A 24324-nucleotide genomic window follows, 5' to 3' on the forward strand; every position below is an offset into this window, starting at 1 on the left:
GTAAAGTTCTTCCGTTGATGGTATAATTTTTATTTTAATGGCTAGTCGTTAAGTTTTAATACAGCCATAAATGCTTGCTGAGGTATTTCGACGTTACCTACTTGACGCATTCGTTTTTTACCTTTTTTCTGCTTTTCTAAAAGTTTACGTTTACGTGAAATATCTCCACCATAACATTTTGCAGTTACATCTTTACGTAGGGCTTTTACAGTTTCACGAGAAATTATTTTTGCACCAATAGCTGCTTGGATTGGAATATCAAACTGTTGTCTTGGTATCAATTCTTTTAACTTTTCACACATTTTTTTACCAATATTATGTGCATTGTCTGCATGAATTAAAGCTGAAAGCGCATCTACTGTTTGTGCATTTAATAAAATATCTAAACGAACAAGTTTAGAGGTTTTCATTCCTATTGGAGAATAATCAAATGATGCATAACCCTTAGATACTGTTTTTAAGCGATCGTAAAAATCGAAGACGATTTCTGCGAGTGGCATTTCAAAAGTTAATTCAACACGTTCTGGGGTGAGATAAGTTTGATTCATAATCATGCCTCGTTTCTCAATACAGAGTGACATCACATTACCAACAAAATCAGCTTTGGTGATAATAGTTGCTTTAATAAAAGGCTCTTCAACACGATTGACTGTTGTAGGTTCTGGTAAATCAGAAGGGTTGTTTACAACAAAAGCTTCGTCTGGGTTTTTATTAGTATACGCATGATACGACACGTTAGGAACTGTTGTAATTACAGTCATATCGAATTCGCGTTCAAGGCGTTCTTGTATAATTTCCATGTGTAGCATTCCCAAGAATCCACAACGAAACCCAAAACCTAAAGCGGCAGAACTTTCTGGTTGGAATACTAAAGATGCATCATTTAATTGTAATTTTTCCATAGAATTCCGAAGTTCTTCGTAATCTTCGGTATCAACGGGATAAATTCCAGCAAACACCATAGGTTTTACATCTTCAAACCCTTCTACGATGTTGGTTGTAGGGTTTTCAAAATCAGTTATGGTATCACCAACTTTTACTTCTTTAGCCGTTTTAATTCCAGTAATCAAATATCCAACATCACCAGCTTTTACAGTTTTCTTTGCAACTTGATTCAGTTTAAGAGTGCCAACTTCATCTGCAAAATATTCTTTACCTGTAGCGACAAACTTAATTTTTTGCCCTTTTTTAATTTCACCATTAAAGACTCTAAAATAGGTTTCAATACCTCTAAAAGTATTGTATACTGAGTCAAAAATCAAGGCTTGTAAGGGCGCGTCTGGATCTCCTTTCGGCGCGGGAACACGTTCAATAATCGCTTTTAAAATATTATCAACACCAAACCCTGTTTTTCCGCTAGCATGAATAACTTCTTCAGGATCACAGCCTAATAAGTCCACGATATCATCTGTTACTTCTTCAGGATTGGCGCTTGGTAAATCAACTTTATTAAGAACAGGAATTATTTCTAAATCATTTTCTAAGGCTAGATATAAGTTAGAAATGGTTTGTGCTTGTATGCTTTGTGCGGCATCTACTATGAGCAGAGCTCCTTCACAGGCAGCGATAGATCTAGATACTTCATAAGAAAAATCAACGTGACCAGGAGTGTCAATAAGATTAAGCACATACTCTTGTCCCTCAAATGTATATTCCATTTGAATGGCATGCGACTTAATTGTAATACCGCGCTCACGCTCTAAGTCCATACTATCTAACAACTGATCTTGTTTTTCGCGAGCGGTTACTGCGCCTGTAAAGTCAAGTAAACGGTCTGCAAGTGTGCTTTTTCCGTGATCTATATGTGCAATAATGCAAAAATTCCTAATGTGCTTCATAACATCCTAATTCATCTCAATAAAGATTTGCAAATATAGTTGATTTATTATGCATAAAACGCTATAAATGTTTACAAAAACCCTAATAAGTGTGGTAAAACCGTAAAAAGGATTTAAAAACAAATGTTATATTGCAGGCAAAACCCTAATTAATTTTGAAAACCCTACTCAATATTTTACTATTATTTGTATGCTCTTTTTTGAGTTATGGGCAGAGTCTATCCGTTTCTGGGATAGTCATTGATGATAAAAACGCACCTATAGAATTTGCAAATGTTATTTTATTAAATGCAGATGAAAGTGAGATTTTAAAGGGAACTTCAACAGATGAAAACGGAACTTTTAATTTCAATAACCTCGAACCTAATACTTATGTTATTAAGGTGAGTTTTATTGGGTTCAATAATTATCAGCAAAAAATTATACTTAATGGTAATTTAGACTTAAGAACGATTCAACTAACAGAAAGTGTAGAGGGTTTAGATGAAGTCAATATTACTGTAAAAAAGCCAACATTAAAACGAGAGGCAGATCGCCTCATTTTCAATGTTGAAAACACAGCTTTAGTAGAAGGAAATATATTAGATGTATTGAAAAGCACACCTAGTGTTTTGGTGCTTGGAGATGAGATAACCGTTAAAAACACCAGCCCAACAGTATATATAAATAATAGAAAAGTACATTTATCATCTGAAGACTTAAACCAATTGCTTGAAGGTTCTTCTGCAAATGCGATAAAATCTGTTGAGGTTATTACAAATCCTTCGGCACGATATGACGCTGAAAGCGGCGTTGTTTTAAATATTATAATGAGTAAAAACCTCATTACTGGTTATAGAGGAAGCATTTCAACGAGATACACACAAGGCGTTTTTCCTAAATATAATGCAGGAACAAGCCATTTTTTCAAAAACAAAAACCTCAGTTTTAATGTAAATTATAATTATGCCAAAAACAAAATAAATAGAGGAGGAGATGAAAGTATTAATTATTTAGATAATGCGAATGCAATAGATGAAAACTGGCGCTCAATTACAAATCGAAATACATGGTCTGAAACTCATAATCTAAATGCCAATTTTGACTATTTTATTAGTGACAATAACACATTGAGCTTATCATCCAATGCATTGTATGTACCGTATTTTAAATATAAAATTGTAAACAACACGACAATTAGAGATAATACGGGGGATTTTTTATCCAGATTTAGTGCAGATAACCTCTCTAGACATGACAAGTACAACTTAGGTTTTGATTTAGATTTTAACCACAATTTTACTAAAGGGCAATTAGCATTTAATGCACATTTCACGGCCTATAATTATCAGAGAGGTCAAGGGGTGGTAAGTGAATTTTTTGATGTTAATGATGATTTTTTAAATAGATCTGCATTTAACACTAATGCCAATCAAGACACCCAAATCTTTACAACTAAATTAGATTACAGTTTACCGTTGAGTGAGAATTCTACGTTCGAAACAGGTATCAAAATGTCTAATATTAAAACAGAAAGCGACATCATGCAATTTGATGTTGATATTAATACAGGAGATGAGACCATAGATATTCAAAATTCGGATGCTTTTGATTATGACGAACGCATTTATGCAGGATACCTCAATTATGCATCAAGTACTGATGATTATAATCTTAATGTTGGTTTGAGGGTAGAACAGACTAATTTAGAGGGACAGTCTCCTTTAACTAGCATCTCTAATACTCAGGATTATTTAGAGTTATTTCCTAACCTGAGTTTTCAGTATAATATTTCAGATGGATATAATGTTTATGCAAATTACAAACGAAGCATTGCTAGACCAAGTTATACTGATTTAAATCCGTTTCGTTTTTTCTTTAATGACAATTATGTAGTCACAGGAAACCCTAATCTAGTTCCGACGTTTTTAGATCATTATGTTGTAGGAGCTACATTGTTTGATTTCTTGACAGTAGAAGCATATTATCAAAATTATGATGGTGCAATTTCTGAAATCCCTAGACAAGATAATGACACAAACATTATTGAATATACTTCAGTTAATTTTGATAAAACAGTTGAATATGGTTTCGATTTTTTAGTCGATTTTAATATTACTGATCACTGGAACACTTATTTTGTAACTTCTTTCTATAATATCGATGAAGAAACCGATTTTGGCAATGGATTTGTGAGCCAAAGCCAATGGTCTAACTATTCTAATATTACGAATACGATTTCATTATTAAAGGATAGAAGTTTAAGCCTATTTTTGGATGTAATATGGATTGGTGAGAACCTTCAGGCGTTCCAAATTGTAGAAGACCGATTGTTTAGTCAGATAGCGATTTCAAAAACAGTTTTTAATAAACAGGGCACTATTACTTTAACAGCAGGTGATTTATTTAATATGCAAGATGAGAAATCGCGAGTGCGGTATCAAAACCAATTTAATTTCACCAATTCAGATCTCGATACGCGTATTGTTACTCTTGGGTTTCGTTATAGATTTGGAAACACTAGGTTAGAAACAAATGAAAGGGCTATTGATCTTGAAGAACGTGATAGATTAAATAAAGAAGGAAATTAACACCTAATTAGTCTTGCCATTCTGCAATAAATAAATTAGTATCTCTCCCACCACCATTATTGCGATTGGATGAAAACGCTAAATACTTTCCGTCATTAGAAAACACAGGAAATGCATCAAACGTCTCACCATGCGTTACGCGTTCCAGGTTTTTGCCATCAAGATCTATTAAATAGAGATTAAATGGAAAACCACGCTCTGCCTCAAAATTAGAAGAGAAAAGAATTTTCTCCCCAGACGGGTGAAAAAACGGACTCCAATTGGCATTCCCCAAATCTGTTAATTGTCTCAAATCACTACCGTCTGCATTACAGATGTAAAGCTCCATTTCTGTAGGCTCTACTAAACCTTCGGCAAGTAAATCTTTATAGGCTTTAATTTCTTCTTCAGTTTTTGGGCGTGATGAACGGAAAATTAATTTTGTCCCATCTGGCGAAAAGAAAGCGCCACCATCATAACCTAATTCGTTGGTAATTTGTTTAACATCACTACCATCAATATTCATAGTATACAATTCTAAATCACCACTTCTTGTTGAGGTAAAGACTATTTTGTCACCTTTTGGAGATACGGTTGGTTCTGCATCATAGCCAACTTCATTGGTTAATTGTTTTACAATGTTACCTTCTAAATCTGCAACAAAAATGTCATAACTATCATAGATAGGCCAGATGTATTTTCCGTTCTTGCGCAAAGGTGTATCAGGGCAGGCTTCATCACCAAGATGCGTAGAAGCGTAAATGATGTGCTTGTTGTCAGGCAAAAAATAAGAACATGTTGTACGCCCCTTTCCTGTACTTACCATGGGAGGCACAATACTATCCATAAATGTTTCATTTGCATTCATCAGGAACATTTGATCACAACCAACTCCCCATGCCTTGTTATTAGATTGAAATATAATTTGTTTGTCATCAAAACTCCAGTAAGCCTCTGCATTATCTCCTCCAAACGTAACTTGTCTAATAGACTTAAAGTGCTTTTCTCCTGGGTATATTAAAGAATCTTTTGTGGTTTCAACAACTTGAATTTGTGTTTCTTTCTGAGCTTCTGGAGCCGTTTTTGAATCACTTTTACAATTAAAAAGTAAAACACCTAAGATTAGAATATATACGTATTTCATCTGATAAATATTAACTAAATTTGTGTAAAATTAAGATATATAGCTATGAAAAACCTAATTGTGGTTCTTTTTTTGATGGTTTTGTTCTCCTGTAAAACAGATTCTAAAGAGGAAACCAGAACGATTTCTATTGAAGAGGATGTTGTTTTTTTGGCATCTGATGAACTTGAAGGAAGACAAACAGGAACCGACGGTGAAAAAGCTGCTGCCAACTACATAGCAGAACGCTTTAAAAACTTAGGACTACAGGCTAAGGGAACAAATGGTTATTTTCAAGCCTTCTCATTTAAGCCTCAAACAGATCCGCATCAGAAAGTTAACTATACTGTAAAGGATGGTGATAGTACTATTACAGGAACAAATGTTATTGGGTTTTTAGATAATAATGCCGAGAACACTATTATCATTGGGGCACATTACGATCACTTAGGCTATGGAGCAGAAGGGTCATTATATAGAGGAGAAACGCAAGAAATCCATAATGGCGCAGATGACAATGCAAGTGGTGTTGCTGTAATGTTAAGCCTTGCCAAGAAGTTGGCAACGGCTAATTCTGGAAACAATTACTTATTCATGGCATTCTCTGGAGAGGAAATGGGCTTGTTGGGCTCTAATTATTTCACAAAAAATGCTACGATAGATTTATCCAAAGCAAACTACATGATTAACATGGATATGGTGGGACGATTGAAGCAAGATAGTACGTTAGCTGTCTATGGTGTTGGAACATCACCAATTTTAAAACATGTAATTAAGGCAAATAACTCTAAGTTTAAGATCATTGAAAATGAATCTGGTGTGGGCCCAAGTGATCATACCTCTTTTTACAATAGCGATATTCCCGTAATGCACTTCTTTACAGGCCAACACGAAGATTACCATAAGCCCGGTGATGACACACCGAAACTTAACTATGAAGGGATGGATATGATATCAAGCTATATTTTCGAGATCATTTCAGACCTTGATGACAATGGAAAATTACCGTTCAGAACAACAAAAAATGAAAGCGACGACGTGCCTGTGTTTAAAGTTGCTTTAGGTGTGATTCCCGATTATTTGTTCGACGGAAAAGGGATGCGGATTGATGGTATTACAGAAGATAAAGTTGCTCATAAAGCAGGTCTCGAAAAAGGTGACATTGTTATTAAACTAGGGGATAGTTTGGTGACCAATATGAATAGTTATATGCGCGCACTTTCGAGTTTTGAAGAAGGAGATAAAACGAAAGTTGTTGTGAAACGTGGCGACATTGAAGTTGAAAGAGATATCGAATTTCAAAAGTTTTAAGTGCTAAAAACCAAGAACGATTTTATTAATAAAATTCACTTGATCATTTCGGTGGTCATTGTTATTCCTGTAGCAATTATATATGCTTTTTTCCCTGAGACTCAATTTGAATTGTTACCTAAAACGATTGATGAGCATAATTTTTATAAGGCTATTACAGGACTTTATTTAGGGTTTTCAATGTTGTGGATTATAGGTTTAACTAACACCAAATATGTTAAAACAGCACTAATTACTAATGTTATTTTTATGCTTGGCCTTGGCTTTGGAAGATTGCTTAGTATTAGTATAGATGGCTTTCCAACCTCAGGTTATATCTTTGGAACAGTTGCCGAATTAGGTCTTGGCATTTATGGACTCTGGGTTTTAAAAAGAGAAGCGCTTGACTAAAACTTAAAAAGCTGTAATTTTGCGCAAAACAAAATAATTTTGGTAAAGATAGGTGACATAGAACTTCCTGATTTTCCATTGCTTTTAGCTCCAATGGAAGATGTAAGCGACCCGCCGTTTCGTGCTTTGTGCAAGGAGCAAGGTGCCGATGTGGTCTATACAGAGTTTATTTCGAGTGAAGGTTTAATTCGTGATGCTGCGAAAAGTGTTATGAAACTTGATATCTATGAAAAAGAACGTCCTGTTGGTATTCAAATCTTTGGAGCCAATATGGACAGTATGCTTCAAACTATTGATATTGTTGAAAAATCGAATCCAGATATAATTGATATCAATTTTGGGTGTCCTGTAAAGAAAGTTGTGAGTAAGGGAGCAGGAGCAGGGATACTAAAAGATATTTGTCTTATGGAAAGTTTAACTGCCGAAATGGTTAAACGAACGAAACTTCCTGTAACCGTAAAAACGCGACTGGGCTGGGACCATGATTCTATTAAAATTGTTGAAGTAGCAGAGCGCCTTCAAGATGTAGGTTGCAAGGCTATTTCAATTCATGGACGAACGCGTGCCCAAATGTATAAAGGAGAAGCCAATTGGAAACCAATTGCTGAGGTGAAAAATAATCCAAGAATGCATATTCCTGTATTTGGAAATGGCGATGTAGATTCACCAGAAAAAGCCGCACTTATGCGCGATAGTTTTGGTTTAGACGGTTGTATGATTGGTCGTGCGACAATTGGAAACCCTTGGTTTTTTAAACAAGTCAAACACTTTTTTGAAACAGGGACTCATTTAGCGCCTATATCAATGGCAGAACGTGTTGAAGCCGCAAGACGACACCTACAAATGTCTATCGATTGGAAAGGAGAAAAACTTGGTGTTTTTGAAACAAGACGTCACTATACCAATTACTTTAAGGGTATTCCAAATTTTAAGGAATATAGAATGAAAATGGTGACTAGCGATGACTCAAAAGATGTATTTGCTGCTTTTGATGAGGTTCTAGAAAAGTTTGGTAGTCATCAATTTATATAACTTATCCTTTTACTAAATCTTTGGTAATGCGTTGAGATGCTAACTTCGAAGCCAAAACTCCTAAGACTAAAATGGTAAGAATCACTACAATAAAGTTGATGATTTTTAACTCAACAGGATACGCCAATGATGGTGTAAGCATAATGAGTTCAAATTGTTTTTGAAGAAATACAATAACAAATCCCAGAGATAAGCCTATTATTCCTGCTAGAATTGTCATTAAACTTCCTTGTAAAAAGAAAATACGCCTGATGTCTTTTGTCGTTGTTCCAAGATTAAACAACGTATGAATAGATTCCCGTTTATCTAAGATCATCATAATTAGCGCACCAATAACATTAAATAGAGCAATGATAATCACCAAAGTAAAAATAAGGTAAACCGCTACATTTTCGGTATTGAGCATTTTATAAAGCGCATCATTAAGTTGCGCTCTATTCTTAACGTCAATTTTAGTTCCTAATGCGTTTTTTAATGCTTCTGAAACTACAGTTTGGTCGGCTTCCTCTGTTAATTTAAACTCCAGAGACGATACTTGGTCTTCAGCATAATTCAATAAATACCTAGCGGTTTCAATATTAGAAAAAATATACTCGTTGTTCAATTCTTCGTTAATATCAAGGATACCAACATTATAGGCATTTACAGAAGTGAAAGCTCCAGTTACTGAAGTGATTTGTCCTTTTCCAGGTTTAGGCACGTAAATTTTTTGATGCCTTGTTAAATCTAATGTGCCATATGAGAGTTTTCGAGAAACGCCACCACCAGATACAATTTGATCAGTGCCTCGTTCGAGCCAATTTCCGTAGTAAATCATTGAGTCTATAGATGTAACTGTTGTGAAGTTTTCATCTACACCTTTTAAAGTTACGATTTGATGTTTGTTGTCAAACTCTAAGACAACGCGTTCTTCAATAATTTTTGAATACCCCAAAACCCCATCAATAGATTGAATGGCGAGTGCATCGTTTTCTGAAAGTATAAACGACTTGCCCTTAGAGGGGATAACTTTTAGATCTGGATCAACAAAGGATGAAAACTCTAAACTAAAGTTCTTTAGTCCAGCAAAACCAGAAAGCACTATAAACAAAGCTGCAGAGGCAATTACCGTTCCTGAAGCGGCAATAATAGTCATAATGTTTATAGAATTATTGCTGCTTTTTGAAAACAGATATCGTTTTGCTATGTAAAGTGAAAAGTTTATAATAAAAGGTGTTTTGAAGGTTTTGAAAACCCAATTATTTTTTCTTTCGTTTATCTAACAAATCTTGGTCTTTAATTGGGTTGTCTTCTCCTTTAAGTGAACGCTCTATACCTTCAATATAGTCTAAGGAGTCATCAATAAAAAATTCGAGGTTTGGCATTCGACGTAATTGATGTTTGGTGCGTTGAGCCAATTCATGTCGAATTAATGGTGTGTTAGAACGAATACCCTCAAGTAATGCTTGGGCTTCTTTGTTTGGGAAAATGCTCAAATATACTTTTGCGATGGATAAATCTGTTGTAACGCTTACCTTGCTTACCGAAATAATAACGCCTCTCAAGCCACCATCTGTTGCTGCTTTTTGTAATACCTCGGCTAAATCTTGTTGGAGAATACCTCCTATTTTTTTCTGTCTTTGTGTTTCTTCCATAGTTACTATAATAAGTAATCATCTGCAAAAGTAGATGATATTTAAGGATTATCTTATTTTTGATGGCAAAATTCATACCTTATTATAAGATTTCCGTTTTAAAAGGAAACCCAAAATACATTTACATGAAGAAAATTGAACATATCGGAATTGCCGTAAAAGACCTCGAAGCGTCTAATGCATTGTTTGCTTCACTCTTTGGAAAGAAGCATTACAAGATTGAAGCCGTAGAGAGCGAAGGCGTTATGACGTCGTTTTTTAAAACAGGACCGAATAAAATAGAGCTATTACAAGCCACTAATGAAGACAGTCCGATAGCAAAATTTATTGAGAAGAAAGGTGAAGGAATCCATCATATTGCCTTTGCAGTAAAAGATATAGAGAAGGAAATCGAACGTTTAAAAGGCGAAGGATTTAAAATGATACACGAAAAACCAAAGAAAGGCGCCGATAATAAATTGATTGCATTTTTACACCCAAAAGCGACAAATGGCGTTCTCATTGAGTTGTGTCAGGATATTGACTAAGAATATTGATACAAATTTCTTGCAGTCTTTGAAAATATGTAGTAATATTGCACCCTTATTGGTCCCATAGCTCAGTTGGTTAGAGCACCTGACTCATAATCAGGTGGTCCTTGGTTCGAGCCCAAGTGGGACCACACTTAAAACCCTTCATTGCGAAGGGTTTTTTGTTTCGTATCCAATTACATTTAGATACTTTTATTTATGAGGGACTTTTAATAAATCGTAAATAAACGCCAATTAATATAACTTCTACTAAAATAAATAGGATGACCATAACACTTTAAAATTTTAGACTTATATATAAAACAGGCTGTTAAGAGAAAACCCTAAAAAATCGTTTAGTTTTAACAAATTTGATGACGATTTTTAAATAATTAATACGATTTCAATTCATGTCTATCCCATGAGATTTTAAGATGTTTTGAAATTCTTTGTTCGTTTGAAGGTGATCAAAAAACTCATCATATTCTCTTTTTAAAGTTCTTGTTTGCTTGTTTCTTATCGTATCTAAATGAAAAAAGACACTGTCATTATTTTTTAATGCAGAATACACAACAGCCAATTGATGACTTTTCTCTCCAGGATGTGCATTTTTACGAATAGAATCTATTGTACGATAGGCCTTAAGGGTGTCACCAGTTTTAACATAACAATAGCCCAGAAAACGATTGAATACGTTTTCTACTTTTACAATTTCTTCGAGATATGGAATTGCCTTCTTAAATTTTTTTTGATCCATAAATAATCTAAAATAAGACCTGTTGATGACAAATTGATTGCTGTCATCATCTCTATTTTGAATTTTATCCATAATTGTTTCAGCGCGCTCATATTCTTCATTTGCTAATAAAGCATTAAAGTAACTATTGGCTGTTGGAAAAGATAAAGGGTCTAAGCGATAAGCGATTTCGGCTTGCTCTAATTGTTTTTTATACTGTCCAGTGTAAAAGAAATATGTAGAATATTGGTGTCTGGCAGTTAGATCATTAGGTGATAGTTTGATGGCTCTTTTAAAGGCTATTTCGGCAGCATCATGGTTTCCTTCAATATTATTTATTAAGCCTTTTACAGAATATATTCTTGAAATCTTATCATTTATTTTTTCTGCTTTATCTAAATAATCTTTTGCCAAATTAGAGGCTTCAACGGGATCTCTTCGGGAGTAGTAGGTTTCTAAATATATGGAATTGGCGATTTCGGCATAAGCAAGAGCATAGTTAGGATCTAATGCAATAGCTTCCTTATACAATAAGATACTCTTGGCTAAGCTCTCAGTATTGCGTTTATCCGCTTCATTTCTCCCTTCTAAAAACAACTTGTAGGCGTCTATGTTTTGAGTTGGAATAACATCCAAACCTTGAGCTTCCTCAAAAGATAAATTAATTTCTAGGGCAGCTACAATTTCTTTAGAAACCTCTGTTTGTAGGCTAAATATATTGGTTAAGGTTTTGTCGTAATTTTCGGCCCATAAATGTTCATCTGAAACGGCATCAATGAGCTGAGCAACGATTCTAATGTCATTACCATATTTTCTTATACTTCCTTCTAAAATATAAGACACCCCTAGTTCTTTTGCAATTTCAGGAATGGTCTTTTTAGTATTCTTGTACTGCATTACAGAAGTTCTAGAAATCACGTGCAAATCCTTAATTTTGGACAATTGTGTTAAAATATCTTCAGTAATCCCGTCTCTAAAAATTTCTGCGTCGGATTCAGCACTTAAATTTTCAAATGGTAAAACAGCAATAGATAGTGCTTTAGAGTTTGCATGAGCAGTATTAAAATGTTGAAAAGCAAATACACCTGCGATTGTAAGAGCTATAAGAAGCATCGCAATTATCAACCATTTAGTTTTGGAGTTTGATGATGAATTTGTGGCAGAAGACCCTTTTAACTTGCCTTTGACATCCTCAGGTTTTGGAACCACTAAGTTGTCATTGGATATAGCAAATATCGGCATTGCGCCATCAACATTTTTTAATTCATAAGCATCTAAAAATTGAGCGTCTATGTCTTGATGACTTCTAATTTGATCGTGAACTTTATCTGAAATTAGAACACTTCCAGCAACAGCACAAGATTCTACGCGAGATGCTACGTTAACGGCATCGCCAATAATGTCCTCATCAGAATAGATAATATCTCCAACATGAATCCCAATCCGAACAGGAATTTTAGGATCTTCTAAAAAGGCTTTTTGTAATTCTATAGCGCATTTCACAGCTTCAACACTACTCGTAAAAATACTTAAGGTGCCATCTCCAAAATACTGAATAATCTTACCATGAAATGCATCTGTAGTCATTTCAAATGTACTGCGATGTCTGTCTCTAATATTCAGAGCCTCTTTTTCATCGCGCTGCATTAAAGCTGTGTAGTCTTCAATGTCTGTAAACATTATGGCGGCCAAAAGCCTTTGCTGTGACATTTATGGATTAATTACGTTAGGTGCTACTAAGTTAATTAAAATTGTTTTGTCATGAGACCAATGCACATTTCTGAAATAATAATTAATATCTTTAACTAGAAATTTATCAAAAAATGCCAGAGCTTAATCTCGTTAATTTTTTATCCAAAGTCTCATTCTTCTCAGAGGTATCAAAAAAATCTCTAAAGAATTTAGTTGCGAACTCTACTGAGGAATCTTTCAGAAAAAATGAAATCATTATAGCTAAAGAAACTATTGGTGATGCTATGTATGTTATTATTAACGGCACAGTTAAAGTTCATGATAACGATCATCAATATGACACCTTGTTGCAAGGAGAATGCTTTGGCGAATACGCCTTGATAGATAACAAAAAACGATCGGCATCTGTAACCACAATAGAGCGTACAAAGGTTCTTAAAATTGAACGTATAGATTTTCTAAATTTGATGACCGAAGATGGCGGGTTTGCACAGGGCATTTTGGCTGTTATGATTAAGCGGCATAGAGAATTGGATGCTATTCAAGAACGGTTAGCAAGGTCTAAACTGGAACTTGAATTAGAGAGCTCTAGAACAACCGGACTCGTGCAAGGCGCTATGGATGCTATTATCATGTTTGACAGTAATTTTAGAATTGTTCTTACAAACCCATCGGCGAATAAATTACTTGAAAATGATGATACACTACAGCGCAATGTGCTTTATTTTTTTGATGAAGATAGCGCTGAGGTCATCGAATCACTAATAGATGAAGCTCAGCACAATAAAGCAAAAACCATTAATAATTACATTCCAAATATTGTAAAAGTTATAGGGTCTAATGAAACTGAAACCTTAAATGAAGGAACTATTAGTAAGTTTGGAAATGAAACTGAAACGTTCTACACGCTTATTCTTAGGAATATAGAAGAACGATTAGATGCCGAAAACCAAATTAATTTTTTAACCAATCAAACAGAATATCTCAATAAAGAGATTAAGGAACTTACAAGCGGTTATGGCATTATTGCCGAGGATGTAAAAATGCAAAATGTTTTAAGTCTTATTAAGCATGTAGCTCCTACAGATGCCACAGTCTTAATAAATGGAGAAACAGGAACAGGGAAAGAGCTTGTATCTAGAGCTATCCATGAAGCTAGTAATAGAAATGACAAACCTCTAATACGTATAAATTGCGGGGCCATTCCAGCGAATCTTATTGAAAGTGAATTATTCGGACATAAAAAAGGAGCGTTTACTGGAGCGACAGCAGATAGGAAAGGACGTTTTTTATTGGCCGATCAAGGCACAATATTTTTAGATGAAATAGGTGAAATGCCTATAGATTTACAACCTAAATTGCTACGTGTTATTCAAGAAGGAGAATTTGATCCTGTTGGAAGCTCTGAGACGGTTAAGGTTAATGTCAGGATTATTGCTGCGACACACAGAGATTTATTACAACACGCCAACGACGGTAAATTTAGAGAAGATTTGTATTATCGTCTTAATGTATTTCCAATTGAAGTACCAGCCTTAAGAGATCGTGGTAATGATATCTCTTTGATAGCAAATGAAATGATACGTCATTTTTCAAAGAAATTGAATAAAAATATTGTAGATCTAACAGAGGCAGACAAGTCTTTATTAATGTCATATCAATGGCCAGGCAATGTTCGAGAACTTCAAAACTTAATCGAACGTGCTATAATCATCTCTAAAGACGATAGAATTAATATTAAGGAGGTGATTCCAAATGATATGTCTTTTAGTAATGCGCAACAAGACCCTATACGGGAGAAAATTTATACTTCAAAAGAGTTGTCTAATTTAGAAAAAGAGAACATTTTAAAAGCTCTAAAACAAACACGCTGGAAAATTTCAGGAACACATGGCGCTGCCGAACTACTTCAACTTCCTGCGACCACATTGGCATCAAAAATCAAGGCTTTTGGTTTAGAACGCCCTATATAATTCACGAAATATCGTAAAAATAAAAACGAAATATCGTTAATTAACGAATTTGCGTTTACAGAAACACAATACAAATTAGTTGTAAATTGTTGATTATCAATATTTTATAATGTTTGGCATGACGTTGGCTTTAAACCAGTCAAATTAAAATGTTTAACAAATAAAATTTAAAACAATGATTACAACAGCAAACATTAAAAACGGAGTAAATGTAGACCAATTAGTAGACACTATTGGAGCAGTTCAAACCAATCCAGAATTGGCAAAATTTCAATTTAGATCTAAAAATGATTGGATTACAGGAGGACATTGCGTGTCTAGTATTAAAGGGTTTTACGGTGTTGGCGCCGAAGATGAATCTCGCCAAGAAACATTCACTATGGAGTGCGATCATCCAAACGTATTATTAGGTAATGACAAAGCACCAACACCACCAGAAGTAGTATTACACGCTTTAGGATCTTGCCTTACAGCAGCAATGACTTATCATGCTGCGGCCAATGGAGTTGATATTGAAAGTGCAACATCTACTTTAGAAGGTGGATGCGATTTACATGGTTTCCTAGGATTGGACCCAGAGGTACGTAAAGGTTTTGATGGTATCAAAATGGTACTTAAAGTAAAGTCTGATGCATCTGCAGAGCAATTAGAAAATTTCGCAAAATTCTCACCTGTATTTGATATGCTTTCAAATCCAACTCCAGTTTCAATAGAAATTGTAAAGTAACAACAGTTTAAAAAGGCTGTTTTCACATAAACAGCCTTTTTAAATGCCAAAAAACAGAAAAATGACAACTATAAAATTAATGCCATCATTGGCTTCAAATATGGAGAACTTTTACACAGGCAGATTGTATTCGTGTGTAAAATCTTCTCGAGGAGAAAAATGGCACAGTAGAAGACGATTTAAAAAATGAGCATCACAACACATTAAAAAAGGATTATTGATACGTTGATAGTCCTTTTTTTAACGGCAATTTTATACCAACAATGAAAACAAAATCACAACAAATTATTACAGCAAATCAAGCTGTAGCCCATATAGCTTACAAAACCAACGAAGTGTTTCCTATATATCCAATTACACCCTCTTCTGAAATGGCAGAATTGGTTGAAGAATGGAACGCAAAAAAACAAACAAATAATTTTGGGACATGCCCTACGGTTTTTGAAATGCAAAGTGAGGCTGGTGTTGCTGGCGCTATGCATGGCGCTCTCCAAACGGGCTCATTAACATCAACATTTACAGCATCCCAAGGTTTGTTGTTGATGTTACCTAACATGTATAAAATTGCTGGTGAATTAACACCAAACGTGATCCATGTTGCTACAAGAAGTATTGCCACACATGCGTTGTCTATTTTTGGCGACCACAGCGATGTTATGGCTGTAAGAAGTTCAGGCTATGCTATGCTTGGCGCATCATCTGTTCAAGAGGCGCATGATTTTGCCTTAATTTCCCAAGCCGCTACATTAGCGTCTAGAGTTCCTTTTGTTCATTTTTTTGACGGTTTTAGAACGTCTCACGAAACAGCTAAAATTGAAATAATCCCGAATGAAACAATTTCTAAAATGATGAATTCTAATCAAATTGATTCGCATCGGAACAGAGCCTTAAACCCTAATAACCCTATTTTGAGAGGCACCTCTCAAGGTTCCGATGTGTTTTTTGAAAGTAGAGAAGCAATTAATACGTTTTATAATGCATGTCCTAATAGCGTTCAAACTGAAATGGATAAATTCGGTAAACTCACAGGAAGAGCATACCAATTATTTGATTATGTAGGCCACCCAAAAGCGGAACAGGTTATCGTAACAATGGCATCATCTACAGAAACAGTCGAGAAAACGATAAAACAATTAAATAGTGCAGGAGAAAAATACGGATTAATAAAAGTGAGATTGTTCAGACCTTTTAGTACAAAACACCTTATTAAGTCTCTACCGTCAAGCTGCAAGTCAATTGCGGTTTTAGATCGAACAAAAGAACCTGGAGCTTCTGGGGAGCCACTTTTTTTAGATGTCTGTCAGTCGCTTTTAGAAGCATTCCAAAATAAAGAACTGCAAGAACTTCCTAAAATTGTTGGAGGACGTTACGGGTTGTCTTCAAAAGAGTTCACACCAGCCATGGTTAAATCAATCTATAACAATTTAAAAAAGACATCTCCAAAGCATAACTTTACCGTTGGTATTTCAGATGATATCACAGGCTTGAGTTTATCAATCGACCATGATTTTATATTAGAAACAAAGGCTTTTGAAGCCATATTCTATAGTAAAAAACCAAACTCAGAGGACAACGAACTCACACCTTTATCACACTTAATTGGTGCTAATAAAACAAACTACGTTCAAACATATACCGAACTAGACTATAAAAAATCACAATCAAGACTGGTTAATCACTTTCGTATTGATGCCACTCCCATAAAGGCACCATATCTAATTTCTGATGCTGATTTTATCGCTTGCCAAAATGCACACTTCACCGAAAAAGACAACGCATTACAACGCATAAAATCTCAAGGGACATTGCTAGTTAATTCTTCACAATCGTCTAAATCTTTTTGGCAATCGCTTTCAGCAAAGACACAAGAAACAATTGTTAATAAGGATATCGTATTATATATAGTAAACCTCAAAAACTTAAAGCTAAGCTATAGCGTAGGAACTTCTAAAGTTTCAGCATTTGATGCTTGTTTCTTGTTTTTAAATGCAGGTTTTGTCTATTCCAATAATTTGGCTCAGTTAATGACAAAAATTATAAAAGTAGATACGTCAAATCAAACTAATTTTTCCGTTGAGAAAACAGATTTTCATAAAGAACAATCGTCTACGCTTTTCAGAAAATTACTTAACGGCAAAGATGATGTCATTTTAGTTAGTGATGTTCCTTATGATGGTACGTTTCAAACCAACACCTCTATATATAACACCAAGAGAGATGCTGAAATGATAGCCCAATGGAATCCAGATGCATGTATTCAATGTGGCGCTTGCAGCATGGCTTGTCCGCTAGGCGCACTCCGCATGAAAGTGTTTAATAATGAAGCCTTAGAAAAAGCACCATTGGGTTTTGAAGCTATAACTTCGGAAGTCTTTGATCTTATGAACCTTAGTATTCAAATCAATAACGATCAATGTAACGGATGTAATAATTGTGTTGAGGTTTGTGATGTTGATGCTATTCAGCTAGAGACAAAAAGAAATAAGGCAAATAACAGTTGGAGCTATTTTAAAACCTTACCAGAATTTGATCGAACAAAAATAGATGTGACTAAAGTAAATGAGCAGCAATTGCAAGAGCCGTTATTTAAATATGCTACAGGAGATGATGGCTGTGGTGAAGCACCTTATTTGAAATTATTGTCTCAATTATTTGGAGACCGCCTACTGGTAGCAAACGCTACAGGAGCGAGTTCTATTTTTGGTGGTGCTTTACCAACAACGCCTTGGTCTAAAACAATACATGGAAAAGGGCCAGCTTGGTCTAATTCTTTGTTTGAAGATAATGCCGAATTTGGTTTAGGCTTTAGATTGTCATTAGATCATCAGGAAAGTGAAGCTAAACGGTTACTTAAAAGTATGATGAATACTATTGATTTTGATTTGGTCCATGATATTATTTCAGCTAGTCAGCACACTGAAATTGAGATTATTCAACAAAGAAAACGCGTAAAACGGCTAAAGACTATTTTGAGTTCCATAAACACTAACGAGGCAGATACCCTTTTAAAAATTGCCGATAGCTTGGTTAAAAAAAGCGTGTGGTGTGTTGGTGGCGATGGTTGGGCCTATGATATTGGCTTTGGAGGTCTAGACCATGTTATAGCATCTGGAAAAAATGTGAATATCCTAATTTTAGATAATGAAGTGTATTCTAATACAGGTGGGCAAATGTCTAAAGCGACACCATTTGGGGCTAAAGCGAAATTTGGTTTTAGTGGAAAAGTGAAACAGAAAAAAGACTTGGGTTTAATGGCAATGACCTATAATGATGTTTATGTAGCATCTGTAGCTATTGGAGCCAATCAGGAACAAACACTTAAAGCGTTTATCGAAGCTGAAAGTTATGATGGCCCTTCAATAATTATTGCTTACTCACATAGTAAATCTCATGGTATTGATATGAAAAATCCAAGCCAATATCACAAGGCAGCAGTGAATTCTGGACAGTGGTTATTATATAGAAACGATCCAAGACGTATTACTGAAAATTTAAACACATTACAATTGGATTCCGATTTGCCAAATATGAGAATTCAAGATTATTTAAAAATGGAAGGTCGTTTTTCTACATTGTTTAATAGAGACCCAAAACAATTTGATGCTATAATGCAATACATTCAAAAACAAGTAGACCTTAGGTTCGATACGTATATGGCTAAGGCATATGCAGCGCCAGTTAATAGAAACAAATTACGTCGTAACCATAGTATGAAACAGCAGCTAGCTTATGGGAGTTAATCCCATTTGTTTTCGAAGCGAATTAAAGAGACCTTTTTAAATAATAAGGTCTTTTTTTATTCCCATCCCATTTTCTAAACGAATTCTAAACAACTCTTAACGAATTCTAGAAGCACCCAAATTTAGGTGTAATGCCAACATATCTTTGAAGTATCAAACAAGTATAAACCCATAAAACAGAATACTATGAAAACTTTAAAGCACACCCAAACAGAAAACAAAACACAATCCAGAGTCTCTAAACTCTTTCAAGCAATTATGATTTTAGCAATGTTATTTATCGCTTCAGATATCTATGCGCAAACCAATGAAGTAGAATTTGATGTTTACACCAATTCTGCAGCCAATGCAACCCAATATTTACTTGGTGATGATGTTGCCTTGAGAGATTGCGCCTCGGTACACTGTGAAAAACTAACAACCGTAAATATTGGTACTCGCGTAAGATTGTTAGCGAAAAGTGAAAACGCACAAACCATTAACGGCGTAAAAAGCAGATTTTATAAAATAAAAATGGGACCTCAAGTAGGTTGGATCTGGGGAGGACTCATTTCACAAAAAACAATGGTAAGCCAAATGAACCCTGAAATTAAATTTGTCTTTGGTGAAGCAGGAGTAGATTATAAAGGATACAAACGCTTTCAATTAAGAGCAGTGAGAAATGGTGTTGAGATTGATAAAATATTTTTGAAGTCTGAAACATTAAGCCATGAATTGGTAAGTATGTTAGACAAGCAAGACAACAAATATGGTACAGATGTTATTACATTATGTAGTAATGAAGGTGAAAGCTGCGATACAACAGAGAGTAAATCATATGTTGTATTTAAAAACAACAAGCTAGCGCAAACCACAACTTTGGTAGCCTTAGAAAAAGTTAAATTTCAAAAAGCGAATTATGCTTTCTCTTGTGAACTTGATAATGAAAAATAAAATTAGTTGATGTTGTGATTCATGTTTTTAGCGCTGTACCTCTTTTTAGAGTACAGCGCTTTTAGGCGTTTCATAAAATTGTATATACTTCAATTACAAAAACTCCGTTCAAAATTGTAAGTTGCATAAAATCTTAAACTCAGGGTTGAAATTTAAAATAACACATATAACAATCGTACTTTTCTTGAGCATGTTCTTCGTTGGAAATGCTCAAAACAAGCAATTGCGAGCGTTTACTTTAGAAGATGGATTGCCGCAGTCTCAAGTCTATGCCATGACCCAAGATAGTAAAGGGTATTTATGGTTAGGTACTCAAGGTGGCGGGTTGGCGCGTTTTGATGGTAATGATTTTAGAGTGTTTAATGAGGCCAACGGATTGCTATCTAATTATATAAATGCGCTTTTAACACAAAACAACACACTATACATTGGAACAAAACGCGGACTTAGTATTAAGCATAAATCTAAGTTTACAAATATTGAAACCCCCGAAATAAATAAGATCTCTCTCATAAAAAATGACCTATTTGTATTAACACATCAAGGGATATATAAGGTTAAAGAAAATAAAACGGTAGAAAAAATAAAGGTGCACCCCGAAATTGATATACTCCAAATTAAGGACATGATGTTTTTTGATGGTTACTATTGGATTGCCACTCAAGAAGGTCTATGGCAATTAAATGAACTTAGTGCATCTGCCAGTACTTTTGAAAAATTAGAACGTAATGATTTTGCCGCATTAGCAGGTTTTGATCATAAGGTATTCGCATCTACATTTAATGATGGTACTTTAGTATTTGATTCGAAAAATGTTGACGATGTGGTTCTTATTAGAGAACCGCTGCGTATTAATGATACAGCTATTTTAAATACTGATGAACTTTGGATTGCAACTGACAATGATGGGATTTCTGTTATTGATACTTCTACGAATTCCGAATTGTTTACGCTAACAGGCATTAACGGGTTGTCTGTGCCTAATGTTAAACAAGTGCTTCAAGACCGTCAATCTAATATTTGGATCGCAACCTCAGGAGGTGGATTGTATAAATATTTTCAAAATAATTTCAAACATTTTAATACCGATACAGGCCTCAATGGCAACCGTGTTTATGCAGTTCATCATAAGAATAATGCCATTTGGATATCAACTTCAGAAAAAGGACTCATGCGAATTGATGATTTTGGAATTCATGATGTTGACATTCCAGAAGCATTTTCCCAAGTTAAAATAAAAACCATAACGAGCGACTTAAATGGAAACATTTGGGCAGGTTCTGAAGGAAGAGGTTTATTATTTCACGGAAAAGTGATTTCTGATTCTATCATACCAGATTCATTAAAAATTCGAAAAAAAGCATTTCCAAGAACAATTGAAGTTAATAGAGTACTAAGTACCGAAAACGGATTTCCATTAGACGATTGGATTCGAAAAATTCATATAGATAAAAACACCATATACGCAGCAACATATTCTAGTGGCATTGTGAAGTTTAGATATGACGCTCAGAGGGATAGTTTAACCGTTTTAAAAGTATTTGGCACTCAAGATGGGATTCAAGATCTGTACATTAAAGACATGGTTAAAGGTGATAATGGACAGCTTTGGTATGCCACTCGAAATGGTGAGTTGGGTTACATCCAAAATAATAAGGTGACGCACCTTGGTGCCGTACTAGATTTAAAAACACCAATTAACAGCATATTATTTCATAACAAAACGTTGTTTTTGGGAACTGCAGGAAAAGGCATTTGGTGGTCTAATGATGATACTTTTAGCACATTTAAAAAACTCAAAGGCGCAAAAAAAGGATCTTCAGAAAATATCTATCAACTCATTTTTGATAACCAAGGCTATCTCTGGGCAGGAACAGAACGCGGTGTTGATAAGCTAGAGTTAGATAAAGATAATGAGATTAAAGATGCCTTTTTCTTTGGGCGAAATGACGGTTTTTTGGGTATCGAGACTTGTCTAAATGCGGTAGATAAAGACGCTAATGGTCACTTATGGTTTGGCGCTTTGTATGGTCTTACCGAGTACAGGCCAACAGAAACCGACCAAGAAACTAAAAAACCGAAACTCTTTTTAGAAGATGTCAAAGTCGCGAATAAAAGCGTAGACTCTATCCAATTAATATCATGGACAAATACAGATAAGGTTTTAAAGCTAAACCCTGATCAAAGACAAGTTAGTTTTTCATTTAAAACAGTTGATATAGATCACCCAAATGGTGTTGAGTATCGCTATAAGTTAAACGATAATGATTGGAGTCCATGGTCATCAAAAGAAACTCAGGATTTTTCAGAATTAAATTTTGGAACACATGACTTTTTGGTACAATCTCGAAATCATCGCTGGAAGGAAAGTGAACCTTTGCGTTTTTCGTTTTACATAGAGAGCCCATTATTAAAAAAAGCATGGTTTCAATGGACTATTTTAGGTTTAGCTATTTTAGGTTTAGCGGCTATCGCACATCAATATATTAAGCGTATAAAACGCAGAACAACTAAAGAAAAAGAGCGTTTAGAATTAGAAAACCATTTGCTTACGTTAGAGCAAAAAGCATTGCGATTGCAAATGAATCCACATTTCATTTTTAATGTACTTAATGGTATAAAGGCAATGGCACCAACAAAGCCAGACAAAATGAATGAAACCGTAAATAGCTTTGCAACTTTACTTAGAGAAACTTTAGTAAACTCTAGAAAGGATACCATTAGTCTAGATCAAGAAATAAAAACACTGAAACATTATGTTGAGGTTGAACGCTTAATGGCCGAAAAGCAGTTTGACTACGCTATTGAGTTAAATACAGATTTGGATGCCGAAGAAATATTAATTCCGCCAATGCTCATTCAGCCTTTTGTAGAGAATGCTATTCGTCATGGTATTTTGAAAGGATCAAGAGCGGGTAAATTAAGAATTCAGTTTGACACAACTGATAACCTTTTAAAGGTAAGTATTACGGATAATGGTATTGGTATTTATAGTTCGCAGCAGCAAAAACCCAAAACAGATCATCAATCTATGGCCCTTACAGTTACGAGAGAGCGTTTAGAATCGATCTCAGGTAAGAACGCATTGGAGATTTCAGAAATAAAAAATAGTGATGGAAGTATAGGTGGCACCGCCATTGTATTTACGATTCCATTAGAGACAGATTACTAGTAAACAAGAAGATTAATTATGCTAACAGCAATTATAGTAGAAGACATGAAGGATGCTATGGAGCTTTTAAAAAGTGACATTCAAAATCACCATCCAGAGATTAAAATTATTGATACAGCACAAAGCGTTGTTGAGGCCGCGAAGGTTTTGAGAAAAACACAACCAGATATCTTATTTCTTGACATTATGTTAGGTGATGGAACAGGATTTGATGTTTTGGAAATTTTCCCAGAGTTAAAATCGAAGATTATTTTTGTAACGGCCAGTGATGAATTTGCTATCAAAGCCTTCAAATTCGCTGCTATTGACTACGTGTTAAAACCTTATGCAAATGAGGAGTTGGCTCACGCTATTAATCGTGCTAAACAACAGATACAACCAAGCAAAGAGCGACTGAACATTCTAAAGGAGACCTTATCAGCACCAGAAAAGAAACCAGATAAAATTTCCCTTCATACCTTAGATAAAATCATCATTGTTAATTTAGACGATATTGTGCGTTGCGAGTCAGACAGTAATAACACTATGTTTCATTTGCAAGACCAACGAAAAATTTTTGTAACCAAAACATTAAAATATTTTGCCGATATGCTAAAGCCTTACGGGTTTTTAAGAATTCATCAGAGCCATTTGGTTAATTTACAATGCATAAGCGCCTTTATTAAAACAGATGGAGGCTATTTGATGTTAAAGAATGGAGAAAATGTGCCGGTTTCGGTTAGAAAAAAAGCAGAGGTTATTGAAATTTTAGACCAAATGCATCGCTAAGTTTGATTTTTTATTAAAAACTCATGAGCAAAAATCAAAGAAAAACTCGCAGTAGTTTTGTAATGTGCCTAGTAACAATAATTTAAAGTGAAAAACATACTGATTTTCTTTTGATTATGATAAAAAAGCATATATTTGATTTTAATATAAATTTAACGCAAAAGGCAAAAAAAGCGCTTTTCGTCGATTTTTTTTGC

General features: G+C 34.7%; 17 protein-coding genes and 1 tRNA gene. 13 read left to right on the forward strand and 5 right to left on the reverse strand.

Annotated features, from left to right (window positions below):
• Nucleotides 1–41: 41 nt before the first annotated feature.
• Nucleotides 42–1838, reverse strand: coding sequence for a translation elongation factor 4 (gene lepA, locus Q0787_RS05125; RefSeq protein WP_298901183.1), 1797 nt, complete (start codon nucleotides 1836–1838; stop codon nucleotides 42–44).
• A gap of 155 nt (nucleotides 1839–1993) precedes the next feature.
• Here lepA and Q0787_RS05130 point away from each other — a divergent pair, with 155 nt between their 5' ends.
• Entirely contained in the window at nucleotides 1994–4408 is a 2415-nt protein-coding gene (locus tag Q0787_RS05130) for an outer membrane beta-barrel family protein (protein ID WP_298901184.1), read from the forward strand.
• Nucleotides 4409–4415: 7 nt separating this feature from the next.
• On the opposite strand, the gene Q0787_RS05135 is transcribed toward Q0787_RS05130, so the two are convergent.
• Nucleotides 4416–5531, reverse strand: coding sequence for a hypothetical protein (locus Q0787_RS05135; protein WP_298901185.1), 1116 nt, complete (start codon nucleotides 5529–5531; stop codon nucleotides 4416–4418).
• 45 nt (nucleotides 5532–5576) lie between these two features.
• On the opposite strand from Q0787_RS05135, the gene Q0787_RS05140 reads away from it, so the two are divergent.
• From Q0787_RS05140 to dusB, 3 genes are read left to right on the forward strand one after another with little or no spacing between them, the layout of a single operon-like run.
• Nucleotides 5577–6821 (forward strand): M28 family peptidase, encoded by a 1245-nt coding sequence (locus Q0787_RS05140; protein WP_298901186.1) that lies wholly within the window; start codon nucleotides 5577–5579, stop codon nucleotides 6819–6821.
• Nucleotides 6822–7211 carry a DUF4345 domain-containing protein gene (locus Q0787_RS05145; RefSeq protein ID WP_298901187.1) on the forward strand — a complete coding sequence of 130 codons (390 nt, stop codon included), beginning with the start codon at nucleotides 6822–6824 and terminating at the stop codon, nucleotides 7209–7211.
• 39 nt (nucleotides 7212–7250) lie between these two features.
• Entirely contained in the window at nucleotides 7251–8243 is a 993-nt protein-coding gene (dusB, locus tag Q0787_RS05150; protein ID WP_298901188.1) for a tRNA dihydrouridine synthase DusB, read from the forward strand.
• 1 nt (nucleotide 8244) lies between these two features.
• Here the strand turns inward: dusB and Q0787_RS05155 are convergent, their stop codons facing one another.
• Entirely contained in the window at nucleotides 8245–9378 is a 1134-nt protein-coding gene (locus Q0787_RS05155; protein ID WP_366915878.1) for an FtsX-like permease family protein, read from the reverse strand.
• A 103-nt stretch (nucleotides 9379–9481) separates the two neighbouring features.
• Complete coding sequence (gene rbfA / locus Q0787_RS05160) at nucleotides 9482–9877, reverse strand: 30S ribosome-binding factor RbfA (protein WP_298901189.1); 396 nt, start codon at nucleotides 9875–9877, stop codon at nucleotides 9482–9484.
• Nucleotides 9878–10002: 125 nt separating this feature from the next.
• Here rbfA and mce point away from each other — a divergent pair, with 125 nt between their 5' ends.
• Nucleotides 10003–10404: a methylmalonyl-CoA epimerase gene (gene mce, locus Q0787_RS05165; RefSeq protein WP_298901526.1), complete on the forward strand. Its 402-nt coding sequence runs from the start codon at nucleotides 10003–10005 to the stop codon at nucleotides 10402–10404.
• A 60-nt stretch (nucleotides 10405–10464) separates the two neighbouring features.
• Nucleotides 10465–10538, forward strand: a tRNA-Ile gene (locus tag Q0787_RS05170).
• Between the two features lie 251 nt (nucleotides 10539–10789).
• On the opposite strand, the gene Q0787_RS05175 is transcribed toward Q0787_RS05170, so the two are convergent.
• Nucleotides 10790–12832 (reverse strand): adenylate/guanylate cyclase domain-containing protein, encoded by a 2043-nt coding sequence (locus tag Q0787_RS05175; protein WP_298901190.1) that lies wholly within the window; start codon nucleotides 12830–12832, stop codon nucleotides 10790–10792.
• Between the two features lie 113 nt (nucleotides 12833–12945).
• On the opposite strand from Q0787_RS05175, the gene Q0787_RS05180 reads away from it, so the two are divergent.
• From Q0787_RS05180 to Q0787_RS05210, 7 genes are all read left to right on the forward strand, one after another.
• Nucleotides 12946–14787, forward strand: coding sequence for a sigma 54-interacting transcriptional regulator (locus Q0787_RS05180; protein ID WP_298901191.1), 1842 nt, complete (start codon nucleotides 12946–12948; stop codon nucleotides 14785–14787).
• 175 nt (nucleotides 14788–14962) lie between these two features.
• Nucleotides 14963–15514: an OsmC family protein gene (locus Q0787_RS05185; RefSeq protein WP_298901192.1), complete on the forward strand. Its 552-nt coding sequence runs from the start codon at nucleotides 14963–14965 to the stop codon at nucleotides 15512–15514.
• A gap of 61 nt (nucleotides 15515–15575) precedes the next feature.
• A complete protein-coding gene (locus Q0787_RS05190; RefSeq protein WP_298901193.1) occupies nucleotides 15576–15704 on the forward strand; it encodes a hypothetical protein in 129 nt (42 codons plus the stop codon).
• Nucleotides 15705–15777: 73 nt separating this feature from the next.
• The gene (locus Q0787_RS05195; RefSeq protein WP_298901194.1) at nucleotides 15778–19254 is read left to right on the forward strand and encodes a 4Fe-4S binding protein; all 3477 of its coding nucleotides are present in this window, start codon (nucleotides 15778–15780) and stop codon (nucleotides 19252–19254) included.
• A gap of 186 nt (nucleotides 19255–19440) precedes the next feature.
• A complete protein-coding gene (locus Q0787_RS05200) occupies nucleotides 19441–20187 on the forward strand; it encodes a hypothetical protein (protein WP_298901195.1) in 747 nt (248 codons plus the stop codon).
• Nucleotides 20188–20332: 145 nt separating this feature from the next.
• A complete protein-coding gene (locus tag Q0787_RS05205; protein ID WP_298901196.1) occupies nucleotides 20333–23359 on the forward strand; it encodes a two-component regulator propeller domain-containing protein in 3027 nt (1008 codons plus the stop codon).
• Between the two features lie 18 nt (nucleotides 23360–23377).
• The gene (locus Q0787_RS05210; protein ID WP_298901197.1) at nucleotides 23378–24127 is read left to right on the forward strand and encodes a LytTR family DNA-binding domain-containing protein; all 750 of its coding nucleotides are present in this window, start codon (nucleotides 23378–23380) and stop codon (nucleotides 24125–24127) included.
• The last annotated feature ends 197 nt before the right edge of the window (nucleotides 24128–24324 follow it).

This window comes from uncultured Psychroserpens sp. (assembly GCF_947492715.1).
In the GTDB taxonomy this organism is placed as follows: Bacteria; Bacteroidota; Bacteroidia; order Flavobacteriales; family Flavobacteriaceae; genus Psychroserpens.